This window comes from Halovalidus salilacus (assembly GCF_031852275.1).
Taxonomy (GTDB): Archaea; Halobacteriota; Halobacteria; order Halobacteriales; family Natrialbaceae; genus Halovalidus; species Halovalidus salilacus.
Genome location: NZ_CP134700.1, coordinates 296123 through 311236, shown reverse-complemented (window position 1 = coordinate 311236; position 15114 = coordinate 296123). Strand labels below are relative to the sequence as shown.

Below are 15114 nucleotides of genomic sequence, written 5' to 3'. Positions count from 1 at the left end.
CGTTGTGGCTAGATATCTATAATGGTTCTGCATTCTACGTGGTCGTGTTACTCCTCGAGGGCTCACAACAGGTTTTACCAATAGAAGTCCCTGGAATGGTATCTTCGACTGAAGGTACAGACAGGGTGAACAACCGTCTTGTCCACCGCCGATTTTGAGCGAACTCCCTGTTCATCTTACTTCTCTCCCTTCGTCGTCACCGAAATGTTGGTATCGACGTCGAAGGTGACCGCTCGAGTGCTCAGCGTTTCGGCGATCTCGCGACGCTGGCGAGCGGTGAGGTCGTCGCGCTCGAGGACGCGCCGAGCTGCACGAACAAGGCCGTCGACGTCTTCGCAGGCGAAGGCGATCGCGTTCGATCGGTTGCAGTCGTAGAACGTCGCGGCTTTCTCGATCGCGTCGTAGCGCCATTCGTTCCCCTCATCGGTTCTGATTCGGACCGAGCCGGGCGTCTGGTTTCGAGCCATGCTCGTGAACACGAGCCGCTATTCCTAGAATTCTGCGGTCACTCAAACAGGGTTTAGCTATAAAGGCGGCCTCGAGGGGCGGCGCGATCGGGGCGATCGTCCGGCCCATGCCCACGGCGAGCGGCCGAATATGAACACGACCAACTCGCGCTCGTGTTCATATTCGGGAAATCGATCTTCGCAACGTGCAACCCCTTAGGGGAGCGTAATCATATATTATCCAAACCGTGGGGCGACCCAGTCGAGGTAGTAGCGGTGTTCTCGCAGCCAGTCCTCGAGGGACACCCTCCTGTCGAGTACACCGATTCGGGTAACATGTCCGGCTCGGCTCACGTCGTAGATCGCCAGTTCACCGGTCTCGTCGGGCGCCGTTTGCTCGAACAGCAGCGCTTCGCGACCGCGTCGGCGGAATCCGACGAGCGTCGACCCCGAGGCGTGCAGCTGGGCGAGCCGGTGAGCCATCCGGTCGACGTCACCCTGCCGTCCCAATTTTTCGAGCGCTTCGACGATCGCGTCCGTCACCGCTTCCGCGTCGCGTGGTGTGAGCCGTGGCATGCTCTCGAGCATGGGCTGGACTGGCTTAACGCTCGGAGGGCGGATTCCGTCTTTCCGAAACGGACCGTTCCCTGCGAACGATAGTGAACAGCGAAAACCGCGTGGCGGCGACCAAGAAACAGTCCCTACCTGGTTATTGGCCCCGACCACGCGGAACGCCCCCCAACTGGGCCGTTGCGTGGGACCATTCCCACACGCTGATTAGTAGTTTCTCGTGATCTTTACTCTTTCGACGCGCCGGTCGGCCGACTCGAGTCACAGCGTACCTCTTCGTTACTCGTGGTCAATAGGCTATTACCAGTCATGGCAGTTTCCTATTCGCAAGTGAAAGTCTGGAACACAAAGCTTATTACACGAGGCTAAAGTCAATTTAATTGCCCCTACCTGGGAGGTCGAGTAGTCAGGCGATGACGCGGTCGACGATGTGGATGACGGATAGGAGCCTCCTGGTGCATCGTGCGGTAATCAACAACTACAACAACACAACACATAATAAATGACAAGCGACTCAACCTATCGCGACAAGGGACGTGCGTTGTTCTTTGCTGCGATGATGGTGCTGTCCGTCTTTGCCATGTCCGCTGCGTTCGCGGGCGGGGCGGCGGCAGTAGAAGACGATGGGACCCTCAACGCAGAGGATGTCAACATCGAGGGGGACGACCCCCAAGATCAGAGAGTAGAATTCAACGCAACAAACGGCACTGACTTCGACGCATCGGACGATGGTTCGCACAACATCACCTTCGAAGAAGTTGATGGACTTGACTTCGACAGCGTCGACGTGGAAAGTGCCGAAAACAGCTCCGGAGACCCCTTCGATGGTGATGGCAGTGGCGTAACTGCTGACATCGTCGACAACGGCGATGATCCGGATACCGTCGAAGTCAACGTTTCCGAAGATGACCTTGACTCCGAAGACTTCGGGGATGAGGGCGAACTTGCGATTGCCCTCGATCTCGACGTCGACACTGACGACGCCGACCGTGGAGACTCCGCGTACGAAGTCGTGAGTGAAGGCGATGATGACTCCACCGAAGAAGCTGAGTTCACCATCGCTGATGAAGAGGCTGACGACAGCACGCAGTACGCTGGTCAGATGCTCACCGCTGATGTTAGCGATCTAACTAACGGCGAGGACGCCGAACTCCGTACTGTGGAAGACGGAGAGGTCGGTTCCCTCGAGAACACGCCTCACGTGTTCAACGACACGACCTCCTTCGACACGGATAGTCTCGACAACGGTCAGTACGTCGTAACTGACAACGGATCCGGCGATAAAGTCGATGACAAAGACGTTGAGTTCGAGCTGGTCGAACAGGACCTCGACGCCGAATTCGCTGACGAGGAAGTCAAGAACGACGGCAGTGATGCCGACACGGAGCTTGACGTCTCGTCTGACGTCCGCAACGATTACGACGTCCGACTCTCCGCCGACGGCCTGGACGACGAAGACCTCGACGACATCTTCGACGGTGACGAGAGTGGTGTTGACGTCGACGAAGATGACGACACCGTCACGATCGAAGACGCTGAGGACGGCATCGATGCCGACTTCACCGACATTGACACGGACGAGTACGACTTCGACGTCGAAGTCGTCGACTCCACCGCTGAAGCCAGTGCCTCGGTCGACGTGACCGAAGCTGGTGACCAGACTGCCGAGTTCTCCGAATCCGACTTCTCGGAGGTTCGCAGTAACACCGCCGAGATCACCGTCGACCTCGAGGAAACCGACACTGGCTACATGAAGGTCGGTGACGAGGAAGAGGCGGGTTACGAGACCTACCTCGACCTCTCCGACGAGGACGATGACGGTGAAGTCACGGTCCAGATGGACACCACGGAAGCCCACAACGCTAACGATGACGAGGGCGATACGAACGGTGACATCTTCTGGGCTGACGGTGATGACGACGAAGTGACGATCGAAAACGCTACTGACGACAACGTGCCGGACGACCCGCTCGAGGCTGGTGAATACGAAATCGCCGCTTCGACGGATTACGAAGATGATGACAACTACGAAGCGTTCGACGACGCTGAAACTGACAGCGCGTACCTAGTGCTCGAAGACCGTGAAGGTCTCGACGAGGACGCGATCGCGACGCACGTCGCTCCGGAAGACGCTGACGTCTCGGACATCGACGACTTCGAAGACGAGACAATCACGGAGTCTGACATGCTGGCCGACGAAGACAAGCTCTTCGTCACCGTCGAATCTGACAGTCTGTACACCTACTTCGACGGCGCTGAGGACTTTGACGATGTCGACGACGACATCCAACTCAACCTCACGGAACAAGGCTCGAGCCTGAACGCGGAAGAGGATGAGTGGAGCACCAACGCAAGTGACTCCGACTACAACATCTCGGAGAACGTCAGCGTGGTCGATGCGAACCAGTCCAACGGTGAGATGATCTTCGCCGTCGACTACGAGGACTTCAACGAGGACCTCAACGAAGAGGACTACGAAGCCGCGTTCTCGCTCGATCACGAGAACGAGTACGCGACGGAAGAAGCTGCTGACGACGAGGAAGACGAAGAAGCCACGACCGAGTTCGGCATCGAAGAGCGTGAGTTCGAACTCGACGACAGCAACGAAGAACTTCCCGCGTCTGAAGACGCAGAAGTGACCGGTGAGACGAACGTCGCACCCGGCACGGAAGTCGACGACCGCATCCGCGCCTCCGGTGAGTTCACTGAAACCAGTGACGCCGAAGTCGACGATGACGGTACGTACACCCTCACCCACGACCTGAGCGAGTACGACGCCGGAATCGAGTACGAACTCTCCGCTGAGGAGCAGGGTGGCGAAGAAGATGATCTCGAGGGCGAGCTCGTCGAAGCTGACGGCGAAGGCGACGAGAAGGAAGACGAACTCGAGCTTGACGTCGACGCACCGTCCGAGATCGACGAAGGCGACGCCGCGGAATTCGACGTCACTGTTGACAACAACAAGGACGAAGAAACCACCGCGACCGTCGAACTCACGATCGGCGACGAGACCTACGACGAGGAACTCGACATCGACGGTGAGGACTCCGAGTCCACCACCCTCGAGGCCGAAGACCTCGACGCTGGTGACCACGACTGGGAAGTCACTGCCGACAATGGCGACTTCGACGTCTCCGAAGACGGTACGCTGACCGTCAACGAGGACACCTCGTCCGACGATGACGACAGCTCGTCCGACGACGACGACAGCTCGTCCGACGACGACGACAGCTCGTCCGACGACGACGACAGCTCGTCCGACGACGACGACGAAGACGGATCGCCCGGCTTCGGTGTCGCTGTCGCGCTCGTCGCACTCCTCGCCGCAGCCATGCTCGCGCTGCGCCGCCAGGACTAAACACAGCTAACTACCGGACTTCGTCCGGCTCTCGAACACCGCATTTTTTCGAATGCTACATCTCGTAGCGAGAGCGTTGTCCGTCCCACTCGACGAATTTATAACGACTGACAGACGAACTCGCGATAGTGACGACGGCCTTTGACAACCTCCAGGAAGCGCCTCAGACCCAGGTGGACGCCAGTGATCTGAATCTCGAGGAGCGGACGCTCCTCCGTCGGATCAAGATCGACCAGACGTCCACGGTACGGAACGCCCACGGCCGGGGCAATTTCACGGTCGTCTACTACCTCGAGGGAGACGAGTACCGCGCAGCCGAGTGCTTCGTCGAGGAGAACCGCGACCACCTCGAGGCGATCGACTTCTCGAAACGGAACGTCCTGCAATCGAGCGTCAACCACGTGGTGTACGACTGGATCTTGCACCATCTCGGCGAGCGCCGCCTCGAGAAGTATCCGACTGTCGTCCTCGAGGAACGGACCGATGGGACGCGGTGGATTATCGACCGCGACCACTACGAGAACTATCCCAATCGCCGCTACACGACGGGACACGGCACGGCCGCCCGCCTGGACGACTACGCCCTCTCGGAGCTCTACGCCGACCAGGAGGACGTGATGACGAAGTCCGACCTCGAGGCAATCGATGCGATCTACGGAGACGTGCGCTACATCCTCGAGTACTTCCGGGTCGCTGAGGAGTACGCGTGCGATCCGATCACCGCCGACAACGAGATGGCGATCGAGAAACGGGACTGAGACGGACCGCTATCGTGTGGAGCCTGGAGACCGAAGGTTGGGCTCGAGGCGGAGTCGACCCCTGTTTCGTGTGCTTCACCTGGAGTTCTCCGTGCGGAGGCGGGGGCGGGGTGGTGTAATTTTTTTGCGCTGTCCCCTTGGGGACACCCGCCAAGGGGGCGTTCGCGCGAAGCGCGAAACGACCCCGCAGGCGACGCGGCGCGATCGCGCCGCACTCGAGCCCCTCGGCGAGAGAACCACAACCGAATCTGAACAGTAGCTGATACAGTACAATTCTACTTGCTGAAAATAAGGTGCGAAATAGCGTTGCCACTACGCTGGCCGTTTCAGCGGCCGGCGACAGCCCCGACGAATCCGACCTCCGTCCCACCGCCTGGCGTCCGCCAGACGATCTCCGTCCGACTCAGAACCGCCGGGTCGTTCCCTGACTTCGACCACGTCTCGAGGGCTTCACGAGCGACCTCGTGGACGCTCTCGAAGCTACTCGACTTCAGTCGGGAGAGAACCGCATCGATCCGCATCCGTCGCGGTTCACCGTCGTCGTCGAATTCGAGGTCGGCGCCGTTGGTCGCGAGCCACTTCTGGAACGGCGACGACTCGGCGACGTGATCCGCCAACCCCATCAGGTGTTGAATGCGGTCGGCGTAACTCTCGATCGCGTACTCGGCGCTCTCGATGAGCGCGCGCAACTCCTCACGGTACTTCCGAGCCCGGAACGACACCGATCCGTCATCGAGTTCGAGGATGTCGCCCAGGTCGGAGATCGCACGGTAGATCGTTGCGGGATGCTTGCCCAGCTCGTCGGCGAGCTCGTCGACGTAGCCACCGCCGTCCGTCGCGACTCGCTCAGTGACTTCTCGAGCGGTCTCGCCCATGTCCCGAAGTGTCGTCATGAGCAGATGATCGGCCTTCGCCTCGAGGCGGGGCGTCGGGTCCTCGTAGATCTCGACGGGCTGCTCTCGAGCCACCGCGTCGAAATGCGCGTCGGGGACGTACACACCGCTGGCGTCCGGGTTCAGCGGAATGTCTTCCCACGCGAGCGCGTTCACGATCGTCTCCTCGATCTCCTCGGTGACCTCGTGGCGATCGGCCCACGCCCACGACTCGCGGTCGTTCATCTTCTTGTTCACCAGGACCTCGACCTTCGGATGGTACGACGGGTGATCCTTGTCGACCGCGTTCGCATCTTTCAAGAGGTAGATCTCGAGTTTTCGGCCGTAGGTGTGGCCGGGGAACAGCTTCGCGACCGACGCGGGGCTAAGTACCAGCCGGTTCTGGTGGTTGATCTCCTCTTCGTTGTCGATCTTCAGCTCGGCTTTCGTTCCCTTCTCGTCGGCCAGCAGGTGCATCACCCGGTGGAGCACACCCGACCGTGCCAGTCGCTCGGCCCACTCTCGCCGGATTCGAACGTACCGCTCGTACGCCCATATCCGGCTGTAGGTCGGGTGCGGCGGCTTCCGGAAATACTCTCGGTGGACCCACTCGCCCGCCTCGGCGAAGACCGCCGCGTAGAACTCCGGCAACAGCTCGAGGCCGCGTTCCGGTTCGATGTTCGAGGTATGGAACTCGACGTCCACGCCGTCGACCTCGCCGAACTGGGATTCCCACGGAAGGCTAATCGGCTCGCCCGACTCCCAGTGGCGGATGTTCGGGAACCGTGGCGAGATGTTGAACGACGCCTTCGATTCGCCGGGACCGCGACCGACGATGTTCCACTCGTAGAGCCGTTCGGCGTTGATTCCGTCGCTTAGACGGGGTGCGAACGCCGACTTGTTGTAGTGGACCTTGAGGTGCCACGGCTCGCCGTCAACCTCGACGTCGAACTCGTGGTACCCCTCGAACGGTGGGCCGAGCATCACCATCGAGAGCGCATCGTACGGGCCGCGTCCCCAGTCGGACCACTTCCAGCGGCCCTCGATCTCGTGCGGGGTCGTCTCCGGCTGCGTCACTTCAACCCCTCCCGTTCAGCGAAGCACGCCGGACACAGCGGAACGGAGTACACCGACCGAATCTTGACGTCGTACCCGGCGCAACCGCACTCGAGGCACTCCGTCCAGATCGCTTCCGACTCGGGTTCCGATTCCTCCGCGGGCTCGTCCTCAGACGAGTCCCGCAGCTCGAGGCCGAAGGCGGTCAGGTCCGCCATCACGCACCTCCGGCGAAGTCCGCGAGCGTCGGGCCGGACTCGTCCGTTTCGTCGGCCTCCCGCTCGTCGTCAATCGGGATCGTCGACGGATCGGGATGGTGAACCACCTCGACGTCCTCGAGGTCGGCGACGATCGCGTTCGCGAGCAGCCGACGATGACACCAGCGGGCGTCTTTCTCCCAGCAGACGAGCCACACGTCACGGTCGCGAGCGCGCTCGCGGAGCTCGTCGATGATCCGACGCGGACCCGTCCGCTCAAGATAGGCGAGATACCGCGGCTCGAAGCTAACGGAGTCCCAGGCGATCGCCGCGGGGTTCGGCTCGCCGTTGCGCTCAGCGGCCTCCTCGACGGACTTGTAAGCGTTCAGCAGGTTGTCGGGTGGCGCGACGGCCGGAATATTCCGGTCGGTGAGACGTTCGACGAACTCCCGCGGATAGCGCACGACGCCGAACACGTCGTCCCCCTCGGTGGGCTCGACGTGTGCGTTCAACCCACCGAAGTAGGTCGTTCGCACCGTCATCAGAAACCACCCACCGGTGCCCGCGGGTCGACGGTTTCGGGGTCGATCACGTTCGGCCAGGCCAGTTTCGCGACCTCGTTTTCCGAGCGCGATCCGCCGACGTCGTACCACCGTCCGCGAAGCAACTCGTCGACGATCGACGCGGGAACGACCGCACGGGCTACCTGCGGAAGCCCAGGACGGGGGAGGTAGACGACGAACAGATACATCCCGGCCGCCTCGAGAAGCCGCTCGTGCGCCGCTCGCTTGACGTAGAACCGGCCGTGCGTCGACCGGGCTCCGTTGGACGTCTCGAATTGACAGGCCTTGATCTCGACCGGTGTCTCGGGCTCGATGACTACGATGCTGTAGAACTGGAGCCCATCGCTCGGCTCGAGAAGGCCGGTCGTCCGCGCGTCGTGCCACGTCGCTGTTCGATCACCAACGTACTCGAGCGGGCGGACCTGCTCGACGACGTAGCTCTCGATCGCGTCGCCGCTCGCTTTCGGACTCTCGAGTTCCGACGCTCGGGAGCTCACAGCGGACCACCTCGAGCACGCCGCACCTCTCGAGCACAGTCGGAACAGAGGCGGCGGGTGGCGGGGACCGTCGCGTCACACCGCTCGCACTCGTCGTCCTCGACGAGTCGGGTCACGCCGCACCACCTCGAGGGTCCGTCTCGGTTACCAGCGCCCGCGTGACGGCGACCCAGTACGGGACCGTTGGTTCACCCCGGTGGACGTCGTAGAGGCGGCTCGCGGGGACGAACTCGGCCGTCATCGCGAACCACCATCCTTCGGTAGTGAATGCTCGTCAATTGCCCACTGAAGTTGGAACATCAGCGCAGCCAGATCGTCGAGTTCGTCCTGAATCCGGGACGGGTCACCGTTTTCATCACGGGCTTCGAGCACCGCTTGAGTCAGTTCGCCCTGTTCCTCAACAGCGGCGAGTAGCAATGTCTCTACGTCCTGCAATCCCCACTTCTCGACGTTCTCCTGAGCCTTCTCGCCCCACCGCTTTCCGAGAAACAGGTGATGCTCACGTTCAGTTCCGCTCGAGGACGTACCGCCGTCGGTTCGGACTTCGCGATCGCGTCCGCTCAGTTCTCCGAGGACCTCGTCGACGATCGGGTGCCGATCGTCACACCACCGGGTGAGGCACTTCCCGCCGATCTTCTCGAGCCCACAGGACTCACAGACACCACCGCTCATCGAACCACCTCCCGTTTCGGCAGCGCCCGGCTGCGGAGATCGTCGATCCCGACCCGACGTCGCATCTGCTCGTCGACCTCCGTCGGGACGAACTTGACGCGGCCGCACTGGTGCGGCGGGAGTAGCCCACGCTCGCCAGTCCACTCGACGAACTCGAGCCACCCGGAGTCGTGAAGCGAGACGTCCGCGACGTACACCAGGTCGTCGCGCAACTCGAGGACCGCGGGAGTGAAGCCGGTCGGAAGGTCCCGGGGGTCGACCTGCTCAGTCATCGCGCATCGCCTCCTCGGCCGCAACGACGCGCTGGAACGCCGCTCGCGAGCCACCTCTATCCGGGTGCGTCTCTTTCTTTTTCGCTCGAGCCGCCGCCCTGATGACCTCGGGCGCGGCGTCGGGGGCGATCTCGAGGACCTCGTGGGGCGGCACCTCGGCGACGACGGCGCCGTCATCAGCTGGCGGCAACCGGGCCGTCGCGAACTCAGATTGACCGGTGGTCACCGGCCGTTTCTCCATCCGACGCTTCTCGGCGACGTAGAGCCCGATCGCCCGAACGTTGTCGCGAACGCGCGTGTAGGCGTCGCACCCGATCGCAAACTGATCGCCGCCCATCGCCCATCGGAGTACGGCGCCGGGATCGTCCGGTTCGGCCGCACTCGCGTACGGCAGCCCGTCGGTCTTCCGCTGGGGCATCGCCGTCGACAGTCGCCAGTGGTCGACCTCGAGGCGGTCCATCTCGCGCTTGATGTCCTTGATCGCGGCGCCGAGTGTGACGTCGAACTTCGACGTCGATTCGCGCTCGTCGGCTGACGTCCGCTCGAGTTCCGGCGGCCACTCGAGGCGCTCAGACATCCGCCTCACCTCCGTGGCGACCGGGCGACGTCTCCGGGTCCGGAACTGGAACGTCGACACCCGCGGCGCTGCCGCGACTCAGACGGACGTAGGTGTCACACTCACCGCAACGGTGGGCTCGACCGGCGTCGTCGCCGAAGACGCGGCGGAAGCGGTCGGTGACGTGGGCTCCGCAGTGGAAGCACGTCGAGTGATCAACCGACGGCCACGGGGCGACCGTCACGCCGACCACCCCCGCGTTTCGGCTCCGAATTCCGCAAGACGGCGGAGACCCGGAACCAGCGGCTGGTTCGGTTCCGGTTCGCAGACCGTCGTTTCCGAAACGGAAAAGAAGCGTTTCGGGTGGTTCAGTCCCGCGTTAGCGGCCGAATCCGTTTCGGCCACACTTCGGGTTTTTTGCGGATGGGCCCTGACGGATTCGAACCATCGACCACTCGGTATCTCCCGAACCCGGCCTCGAGACCGACGTTCGATATGAGCCGAGCGCTCTCACCAGACTGAGCTAAGGGCCCGCAGTCGCTGATGGGAAGGTATCTCCCGTGTCACTTTACCCTTTTCGTTCCCGGGGTCTCGAGTCCCCGCGGTCGACCCTCGTGCCGTTCCGAACAAAAACCAGCGTTACCGCTCGAGACGCCCCGTCCTCACGCGCGCAGCGACTCGAGTTCCTCGTCGCTCAGCTCGGCCTCGAGTTCCTCCTCCTCGTGGAACTCGAGGACCTCCTCGCGCTCGTCCTCGCCGAGTTTCGTGACGTCTTCGAAGTGGTGGCACATAGCAGTACCAACTACTCGTCCGGAGGGGAAAAACGCTGTCCCAGGCGAGTTGACCGATCAGAACGAGTACGTTCGATATCCGAACCGCGGGAGTCCCAGCCACCACCCGCGCACAACGTCCGGCCCAGGCTCACTCGTCGTCGTAATCGGCGAGCGTCTGCTCCGTGGTCCCCGCGCGGTGGCTCGTCGCGAGCCCCGCCAGATGCGGTGCCTCGGGGACGATCAGCTTCTCGCAGGCGGTCCGGCAGGCGTTCGTACTTCCAGGGAGACAGAACACCGGCGTGTCCACCGCGATGCCCGCGGTCGCCCTCGAGGACATCGCCCGCGTCCCCACTTCGTCCCACGAGAGCGAGCGGAAGAGTTCGCCGAATCCGGGCAACTCGCGCTCGAACAGCGACGACGTCGCTTCGGGTGAGACGTCGTCCGCGGTCACGCCCGTCCCGCCGGTCGTCAGGACCACGTCGACGTCTCGGCGGGCGACCAGCCCCCGCACGGCGGTCCGGATCGCCGCGTAGTCGTCCCGGACGAGGACGCGCTCGACCACCTCGTGGCCCTCGTCCTCGAAACACTCCTGGATCGTGTCTCCGCCGGGGTCGTCGGGGTCCACTTCGGCCGCTCGAGAGGTCGACACGGTCACGATCGCGACGTGCAGCGGGTGGATGACGTCGTGGCCGTGGTCGTCGGTCGTGCGTCGATCGTCGGTCATACCCACCACTCTACGCTCGCGGGCGAAATAACCCACCGTCGTCTCTCGCGCTCGAGGACCGTTGTCGCGTTCGCCCGACCGTCATTCCTGACTCGAGACCGTCCGTTACTCCTGACTCGAGACCGACCGCGTCTCCCCCGTTCCGGTAGGGGCAGGGTTCTCCCACGCCCTCCACTCCTCCATCCGATCCATCTCCCGGTCGGTCAGCAAGCAGTCGTCCAGTCGGGCGAACAGGTCGTCGAAGTCGAGATTCCGGCCGATGAGCGCAAGTCGGACCTCGCGGTCGCCCCACTCCTCGTCCCACGCGAGATCAGGCTGCCCGCGACGGTAGACCTCCCGGCGCTCCTCGGAGAGGCTGGCGATCCACCGGCCCGTCACCTCGAGGGTCGTCTGCCGCCCGGCGAGACTCATCGTGATCGCCTGGCGCTCCCGGCCGGCGATCCAGCACAGCCCCTTCGCCCGGACGAGGCCGGCGGGGAGGTCCTCGAGTAGCGCGGCGAAGCGCTCGGGGTGAACGGGGCGGCGACGGTGGTAGGTCTCGACCTCGATGCCGTACCGCTCCGGCTGGTGGTCGTGGTCATGTTCGTGGTCGTGGTCATGCCCGTGCTGGTGCTCGTGATGGTGGTCTGCGGTTCCGTCCTCGTGATCGCGGTCGGGGGAGTGGCCGTGATCGTCCTCGTCGGCCTCGAGCGCCCGCTTCCACCCCGCCGACGCCGCTGCCGTCTCGAGGTCGAACCGCTCGTTCTCGAGCACGACGTCGGGATCGAGACGCCCGTACTCGGTCGTCACGGTCTCCGCGCGGGGCTGGAGCGTCTCGAGCAGCGCCCCCACGCGGTCGCGCTCGTCCTCGTCGACGAGGTCGCACTTGTTGACGACCAGGAGGTCGCAGAACTCGACCTGCTCGAGCCAGAGATCCGCGAGCGGGCGGCTTCCGGTATCGTCGACGCCCGCTCGAGTCGGCTGCTCCCCCGAATCGGCCTCCACGTCGACGAACGCGTCGTGGAACGCCCGCGCGTCGACGACGGTGACGACGGAGTCGAGGTCGTAGGAGCCGGCCGCGGGGCCGCGGACGAACTGCCGGGCGATCGGTTCGGGTTCCCCGACGCCGGAGGCCTCGACGACCAGGTGGTCGAACTCGTGGCGCCGCGCGAGGCGGATCACCGACCGCGAGAGTTCGCCGCCGAGGCTGCAGCAGATGCAGCCGTTCTCGAGGGCGACGACCTCCTCGCCGGTCTCGAGGTCGGTGCGCGCCTCCACGAGGTCGGCGTCGCTCACGGGTCGTTTCACTCCCCGTTCCCCTTCCCGAGATTCCGTCGGAATCTCGCCGACGTTCACGTCGCCGAAGTCGTTGACGAGGACGGCCACGTCTCGGTCGACCGTCTCGAGAAGCCGGGAGAGTAGCGTCGTCTTGCCGGCGCCGAGGCCGCCACAGAGGATGGTCGCAGGGACGGACATGGAGTTCGGTACTCGTTCGCGGGCTCGAGTTCACGTTGCTCTTACGGTTCTCCGTTGAGCTCTGAGTGACATTTGGCGCGCGCTGGCGATGGGTCCGAGCAATTGCGAGGGCCCATCGCCGACATCGTGCGAGGGGGGAGTGAGCGAGTGAAACGAGCGAACGAGTCGGTTGGGGAGGGAGAGGCTGTTTGGGTGGAATGAAAGGGGCTGGTCGGGTCGGGGAGGCTGCCGGCTGGTAGCACCGCAGCGAACGCAGTGAGCGAGGAGCGCACGCCGACAGCCGACTCGAGCCGACCAGGGGCTTTCACTCCGTTTTTACTCGCAATCAGCTCACGAAAGAGCGCGAGAACGATCCAGAAGCGACTGCTCTTCGTGAAATCGCAGTGGTGAGAAGCGCCGAAGCCAGGGCTCGAACAGATGCGAGACGGTCTGGATCGCTCACTACGTTCACTCCCAGCTGCGACTCGCGTGTTCGAGCCTGGCTGGTGTCGCTGATTTCGCTCCCGATTGTGCTCGGAGCTGGTGCTCCTCGCACGTTGACGTCGCGAAAATCAGCGCGACCGGAACGCTCCGCGTTCCGGTTTGCTCGAAAATTTCGCAGAATTTTTCGAACGCCGAAGCCAGGGCTCGAACCTGGGACAACCTCGTTAACAGCGAGGTGCTCTACCATCTGAGCTACTTCGGCTCAATACAGTGTTGTCGCGAGCATTTGATAGGGCTTTCGTTTTGGCCCCCGGCGGTTCGACACCCTTTCACGTTCGTCTCGAGTACCCATCTCCAATGACCGCGGAGGAAGCCGACGACGCAGGAGGTGAAGCGGCGACCGACGGCGAGGGCGAAACGGACGACGATCTCGAGGCCGTCCTCGCCACCGTCCGCGAGCGCGTCGAACCGGACGACGACGAACGCGCCGCGCTCCGCGAGATTGCGGAGACCCTTCTCGAGCGCGCCGAAAACGCCGCCACCGAACTGTGCCCCGACGCCGACGTCATGCAGGTCGGGTCGACGGCGCGGGACACCTGGATCGCCGGCGACCGCGACATCGACGTCTTCGTCCGCTTCCCCGCCGACCTCGAGCGGGAGCCCCTCGAGCGCTACGGCCTCGAGGTCGGCCACGCCACGCTCCCCGACGGCCACGAGGAGTACGCCGAACACCCCTACGTCAAAGGGGAGTACGAGGGGTTCGACGTCGACGTCGTCCCCTGCTTCCGCCTCGAGTCGGCCACCGACATCCGCTCGGCGGTCGATCGGACGCCCTTCCACACCCGGTACCTCCAGGAGCGCCTCGACGACGACCTGGCCGGCGACGTCCGGCTCACCAAGCAGTTCATGAAGGGGATCGGCGTCTACGGCAGCGACCTCCGCACGCGGGGCTTTAGCGGCTACCTCACCGAACTGCTCGTGCTCGAGTACGGCGGCTTCCGCCCGCTCGTCGAAGCGGCGGCCGACTGGCACCCGCCGGTCCGGCTGGATCCCGAAGATCACGGCCGGGCCAGCTTTACCGATCCTCTCGTCGTCATCGACCCGACCGATCCCGAGCGCAACGTCGCCGCCGTCTGCGACGCCGAAAACGTCGCCCGGTTCCAGCACTACGCCCGCGACCTCCTCGAGAATCCCAGAACGGACCTCTTCGAACCCGTCGAATTCGATCCGCTCACCGAATCCAACCTGCTGGCCCACCTCGAGCGCCGCGGCACGACGCCGGTCGCCGTCCGCTTCGACGCCCCGGACCTCGTCGAGGATCAGCTCTATCCCCAGCTCTACAAATCGCTCGAGGGCATAACGACCGGACTCGACGACCGCGGCTTCGACGTCTTTCGGGCGGAGACGGTCACCGACGAGACGGCCGTCGTCTTCGTCGAACTCGCCGTCGCCGACCGACCGGCCCTCGAACGCCACGAGGGGCCGCCGGTCCACGTCCAGGGCCACGCTCAGGGCTTCTACAAGGTCTACGCCGACGACCCCGACGCCTACGGTCCGTTCATCGACGGCGACCGGTACGCCACCGAGCGCGAGCGCGAGTTCACCACCGCCCGAGCGTTCCTCGAGAGCGACCGGCTGTTCGACGTCGGCCTCGGCGCCCACGTGGAGACGGCGCTCGAGGACGGGTACGACGTCCTCGTGGGCGAGGAGGTGACGGCGCTGCTCCCGGAATTCGGCGTCGAACTGGCACAGTACTTCGAGCCCCGACCCTGAGGCGAACGCGAGTCGGCTGAGGTGAACGCGAGTAGGAGAGCGGCCCCGATGGAGGATCGGTTGCCCCTGAGGGGGAATCGATTACGGCGAGACCGAATCCCGATCGGGAAGAACGGCTCCATCGCGGCGAGAGCGACACTCGACTGCGC

The 15114-nt window shown here is 63.7% G+C and carries 17 protein-coding genes and 2 tRNA genes; 3 read left to right on the top strand and 16 right to left on the bottom strand.

What is annotated here, in order from left to right:
- Positions 1-176: 176 nt before the first annotated feature.
- Both RJT68_RS01560 and RJT68_RS01555 read right to left on the bottom strand, forming a co-directional pair.
- Positions 177-467 carry a DUF7692 domain-containing protein gene (locus RJT68_RS01560; protein WP_407038628.1) on the bottom strand — a complete coding sequence of 97 codons (291 nt, stop codon included), beginning with the start codon at positions 465-467 and terminating at the stop codon, positions 177-179.
- 216 nt (positions 468-683) lie between these two features.
- Positions 684-1022, bottom strand: a complete 339-nt coding sequence (locus RJT68_RS01555; protein WP_407038627.1) for a hypothetical protein — start codon at positions 1020-1022, stop codon at positions 684-686.
- Positions 1023-1518: 496 nt separating this feature from the next.
- On the opposite strand from RJT68_RS01555, the gene RJT68_RS01550 reads away from it, so the two are divergent.
- Positions 1519-4374 (top strand): BGTF surface domain-containing protein, encoded by a 2856-nt coding sequence (locus RJT68_RS01550; RefSeq protein ID WP_407038626.1) that lies wholly within the window; start codon positions 1519-1521, stop codon positions 4372-4374.
- 128 nt (positions 4375-4502) lie between these two features.
- Positions 4503-5132 (top strand): hypothetical protein, encoded by a 630-nt coding sequence (locus tag RJT68_RS01545; protein WP_407038625.1) that lies wholly within the window; start codon positions 4503-4505, stop codon positions 5130-5132.
- A gap of 326 nt (positions 5133-5458) precedes the next feature.
- Here the strand turns inward: RJT68_RS01545 and RJT68_RS01540 are convergent, their stop codons facing one another.
- The 14 genes from RJT68_RS01540 to RJT68_RS01475 form a co-directional block, all read right to left on the bottom strand.
- Positions 5459-7081 (bottom strand): DUF7845 domain-containing protein, encoded by a 1623-nt coding sequence (locus RJT68_RS01540; RefSeq protein ID WP_407038624.1) that lies wholly within the window; start codon positions 7079-7081, stop codon positions 5459-5461.
- A complete protein-coding gene (locus RJT68_RS01535; RefSeq protein ID WP_407038623.1) occupies positions 7078-7278 on the bottom strand; it encodes a hypothetical protein in 201 nt (66 codons plus the stop codon). Before RJT68_RS01535 ends, RJT68_RS01540 begins: the two co-directional genes overlap by 4 nt.
- Entirely contained in the window at positions 7278-7799 is a 522-nt protein-coding gene (locus RJT68_RS01530; RefSeq protein ID WP_407038622.1) for a DUF488 family protein, N3 subclade, read from the bottom strand. Before RJT68_RS01530 ends, RJT68_RS01535 begins: the two co-directional genes overlap by 1 nt.
- Complete coding sequence (locus RJT68_RS01525; protein WP_407038621.1) at positions 7799-8317, bottom strand: hypothetical protein; 519 nt, start codon at positions 8315-8317, stop codon at positions 7799-7801. Before RJT68_RS01525 ends, RJT68_RS01530 begins: the two co-directional genes overlap by 1 nt.
- A 112-nt stretch (positions 8318-8429) precedes the next feature.
- Positions 8430-8558, bottom strand: a complete 129-nt coding sequence (locus RJT68_RS01520; RefSeq protein WP_407038620.1) for a hypothetical protein — start codon at positions 8556-8558, stop codon at positions 8430-8432.
- Complete coding sequence (locus RJT68_RS01515; protein ID WP_407038619.1) at positions 8555-8989, bottom strand: hypothetical protein; 435 nt, start codon at positions 8987-8989, stop codon at positions 8555-8557. Before RJT68_RS01515 ends, RJT68_RS01520 begins: the two co-directional genes overlap by 4 nt.
- Positions 8986-9261 carry a hypothetical protein gene (locus tag RJT68_RS01510; RefSeq protein ID WP_407038618.1) on the bottom strand — a complete coding sequence of 92 codons (276 nt, stop codon included), beginning with the start codon at positions 9259-9261 and terminating at the stop codon, positions 8986-8988. The genes RJT68_RS01515 and RJT68_RS01510 overlap by 4 nt, the downstream gene beginning before the upstream one ends.
- Positions 9254-9838 carry a J domain-containing protein gene (locus tag RJT68_RS01505; protein WP_407038617.1) on the bottom strand — a complete coding sequence of 195 codons (585 nt, stop codon included), beginning with the start codon at positions 9836-9838 and terminating at the stop codon, positions 9254-9256. The genes RJT68_RS01510 and RJT68_RS01505 overlap by 8 nt, the downstream gene beginning before the upstream one ends.
- Positions 9831-10070 carry a DUF7563 family protein gene (locus RJT68_RS01500; protein WP_407038616.1) on the bottom strand — a complete coding sequence of 80 codons (240 nt, stop codon included), beginning with the start codon at positions 10068-10070 and terminating at the stop codon, positions 9831-9833. Before RJT68_RS01500 ends, RJT68_RS01505 begins: the two co-directional genes overlap by 8 nt.
- A 171-nt stretch (positions 10071-10241) precedes the next feature.
- Positions 10242-10350 (bottom strand) — tRNA-Ile (locus tag RJT68_RS01495).
- Between the two features lie 129 nt (positions 10351-10479).
- Positions 10480-10608, bottom strand: a complete 129-nt coding sequence (locus RJT68_RS01490) for a hypothetical protein (protein ID WP_407038615.1) — start codon at positions 10606-10608, stop codon at positions 10480-10482.
- A 130-nt stretch (positions 10609-10738) separates the two neighbouring features.
- Entirely contained in the window at positions 10739-11314 is a 576-nt protein-coding gene (locus RJT68_RS01485; RefSeq protein WP_407038614.1) for a MogA/MoaB family molybdenum cofactor biosynthesis protein, read from the bottom strand.
- A 105-nt stretch (positions 11315-11419) separates the two neighbouring features.
- Positions 11420-12769 (bottom strand): CobW family GTP-binding protein, encoded by a 1350-nt coding sequence (locus RJT68_RS01480; RefSeq protein WP_407038613.1) that lies wholly within the window; start codon positions 12767-12769, stop codon positions 11420-11422.
- 612 nt (positions 12770-13381) lie between these two features.
- A tRNA-Asn gene (locus RJT68_RS01475) sits at positions 13382-13454 on the bottom strand.
- Between the two features lie 95 nt (positions 13455-13549).
- Between RJT68_RS01475 and cca the strand changes: the two genes are divergently transcribed.
- On the top strand, positions 13550-14965 hold the full coding sequence (gene cca / locus RJT68_RS01470; RefSeq protein WP_407038612.1) for a CCA tRNA nucleotidyltransferase: 1416 nt from the start codon (positions 13550-13552) through the stop codon (positions 14963-14965).
- The last annotated feature ends 149 nt before the right edge of the window (positions 14966-15114 follow it).

Excerpts from the sequence above, each read along its gene's own strand:
- RJT68_RS01560 (WP_407038628.1), bottom strand. The coding sequence starts at position 467 with ATGGCTCGAAACCAGACGCCCGGCTCGGTCCGAATCAGAACCGATGAG.
- RJT68_RS01555 (WP_407038627.1), bottom strand. The coding sequence starts at position 1,022 with ATGCCACGGCTCACACCACGCGACGCGGAAGCGGTGACGGACGCGATC.
- RJT68_RS01550 (WP_407038626.1), top strand. The coding sequence starts at position 1,519 with ATGACAAGCGACTCAACCTATCGCGACAAGGGACGTGCGTTGTTCTTT.
- RJT68_RS01535 (WP_407038623.1), bottom strand. The coding sequence starts at position 7,278 with ATGGCGGACCTGACCGCCTTCGGCCTCGAGCTGCGGGACTCGTCTGAG.
- RJT68_RS01530 (WP_407038622.1), bottom strand. The coding sequence starts at position 7,799 with ATGACGGTGCGAACGACCTACTTCGGTGGGTTGAACGCACACGTCGAG.
- RJT68_RS01520 (WP_407038620.1), bottom strand. The coding sequence starts at position 8,558 with ATGACGGCCGAGTTCGTCCCCGCGAGCCGCCTCTACGACGTCCACCGG.
- RJT68_RS01515 (WP_407038619.1), bottom strand. The coding sequence starts at position 8,989 with ATGAGCGGTGGTGTCTGTGAGTCCTGTGGGCTCGAGAAGATCGGCGGG.
- RJT68_RS01510 (WP_407038618.1), bottom strand. The coding sequence starts at position 9,261 with ATGACTGAGCAGGTCGACCCCCGGGACCTTCCGACCGGCTTCACTCCC.
- RJT68_RS01505 (WP_407038617.1), bottom strand. The coding sequence starts at position 9,838 with ATGTCTGAGCGCCTCGAGTGGCCGCCGGAACTCGAGCGGACGTCAGCC.
- RJT68_RS01490 (WP_407038615.1), bottom strand. The coding sequence starts at position 10,608 with ATGTGCCACCACTTCGAAGACGTCACGAAACTCGGCGAGGACGAGCGC.
- RJT68_RS01485 (WP_407038614.1), bottom strand. The coding sequence starts at position 11,314 with ATGACCGACGATCGACGCACGACCGACGACCACGGCCACGACGTCATC.
- RJT68_RS01480 (WP_407038613.1), bottom strand. The coding sequence starts at position 12,769 with ATGTCCGTCCCTGCGACCATCCTCTGTGGCGGCCTCGGCGCCGGCAAG.
- cca (WP_407038612.1), top strand. The coding sequence starts at position 13,550 with ATGACCGCGGAGGAAGCCGACGACGCAGGAGGTGAAGCGGCGACCGAC.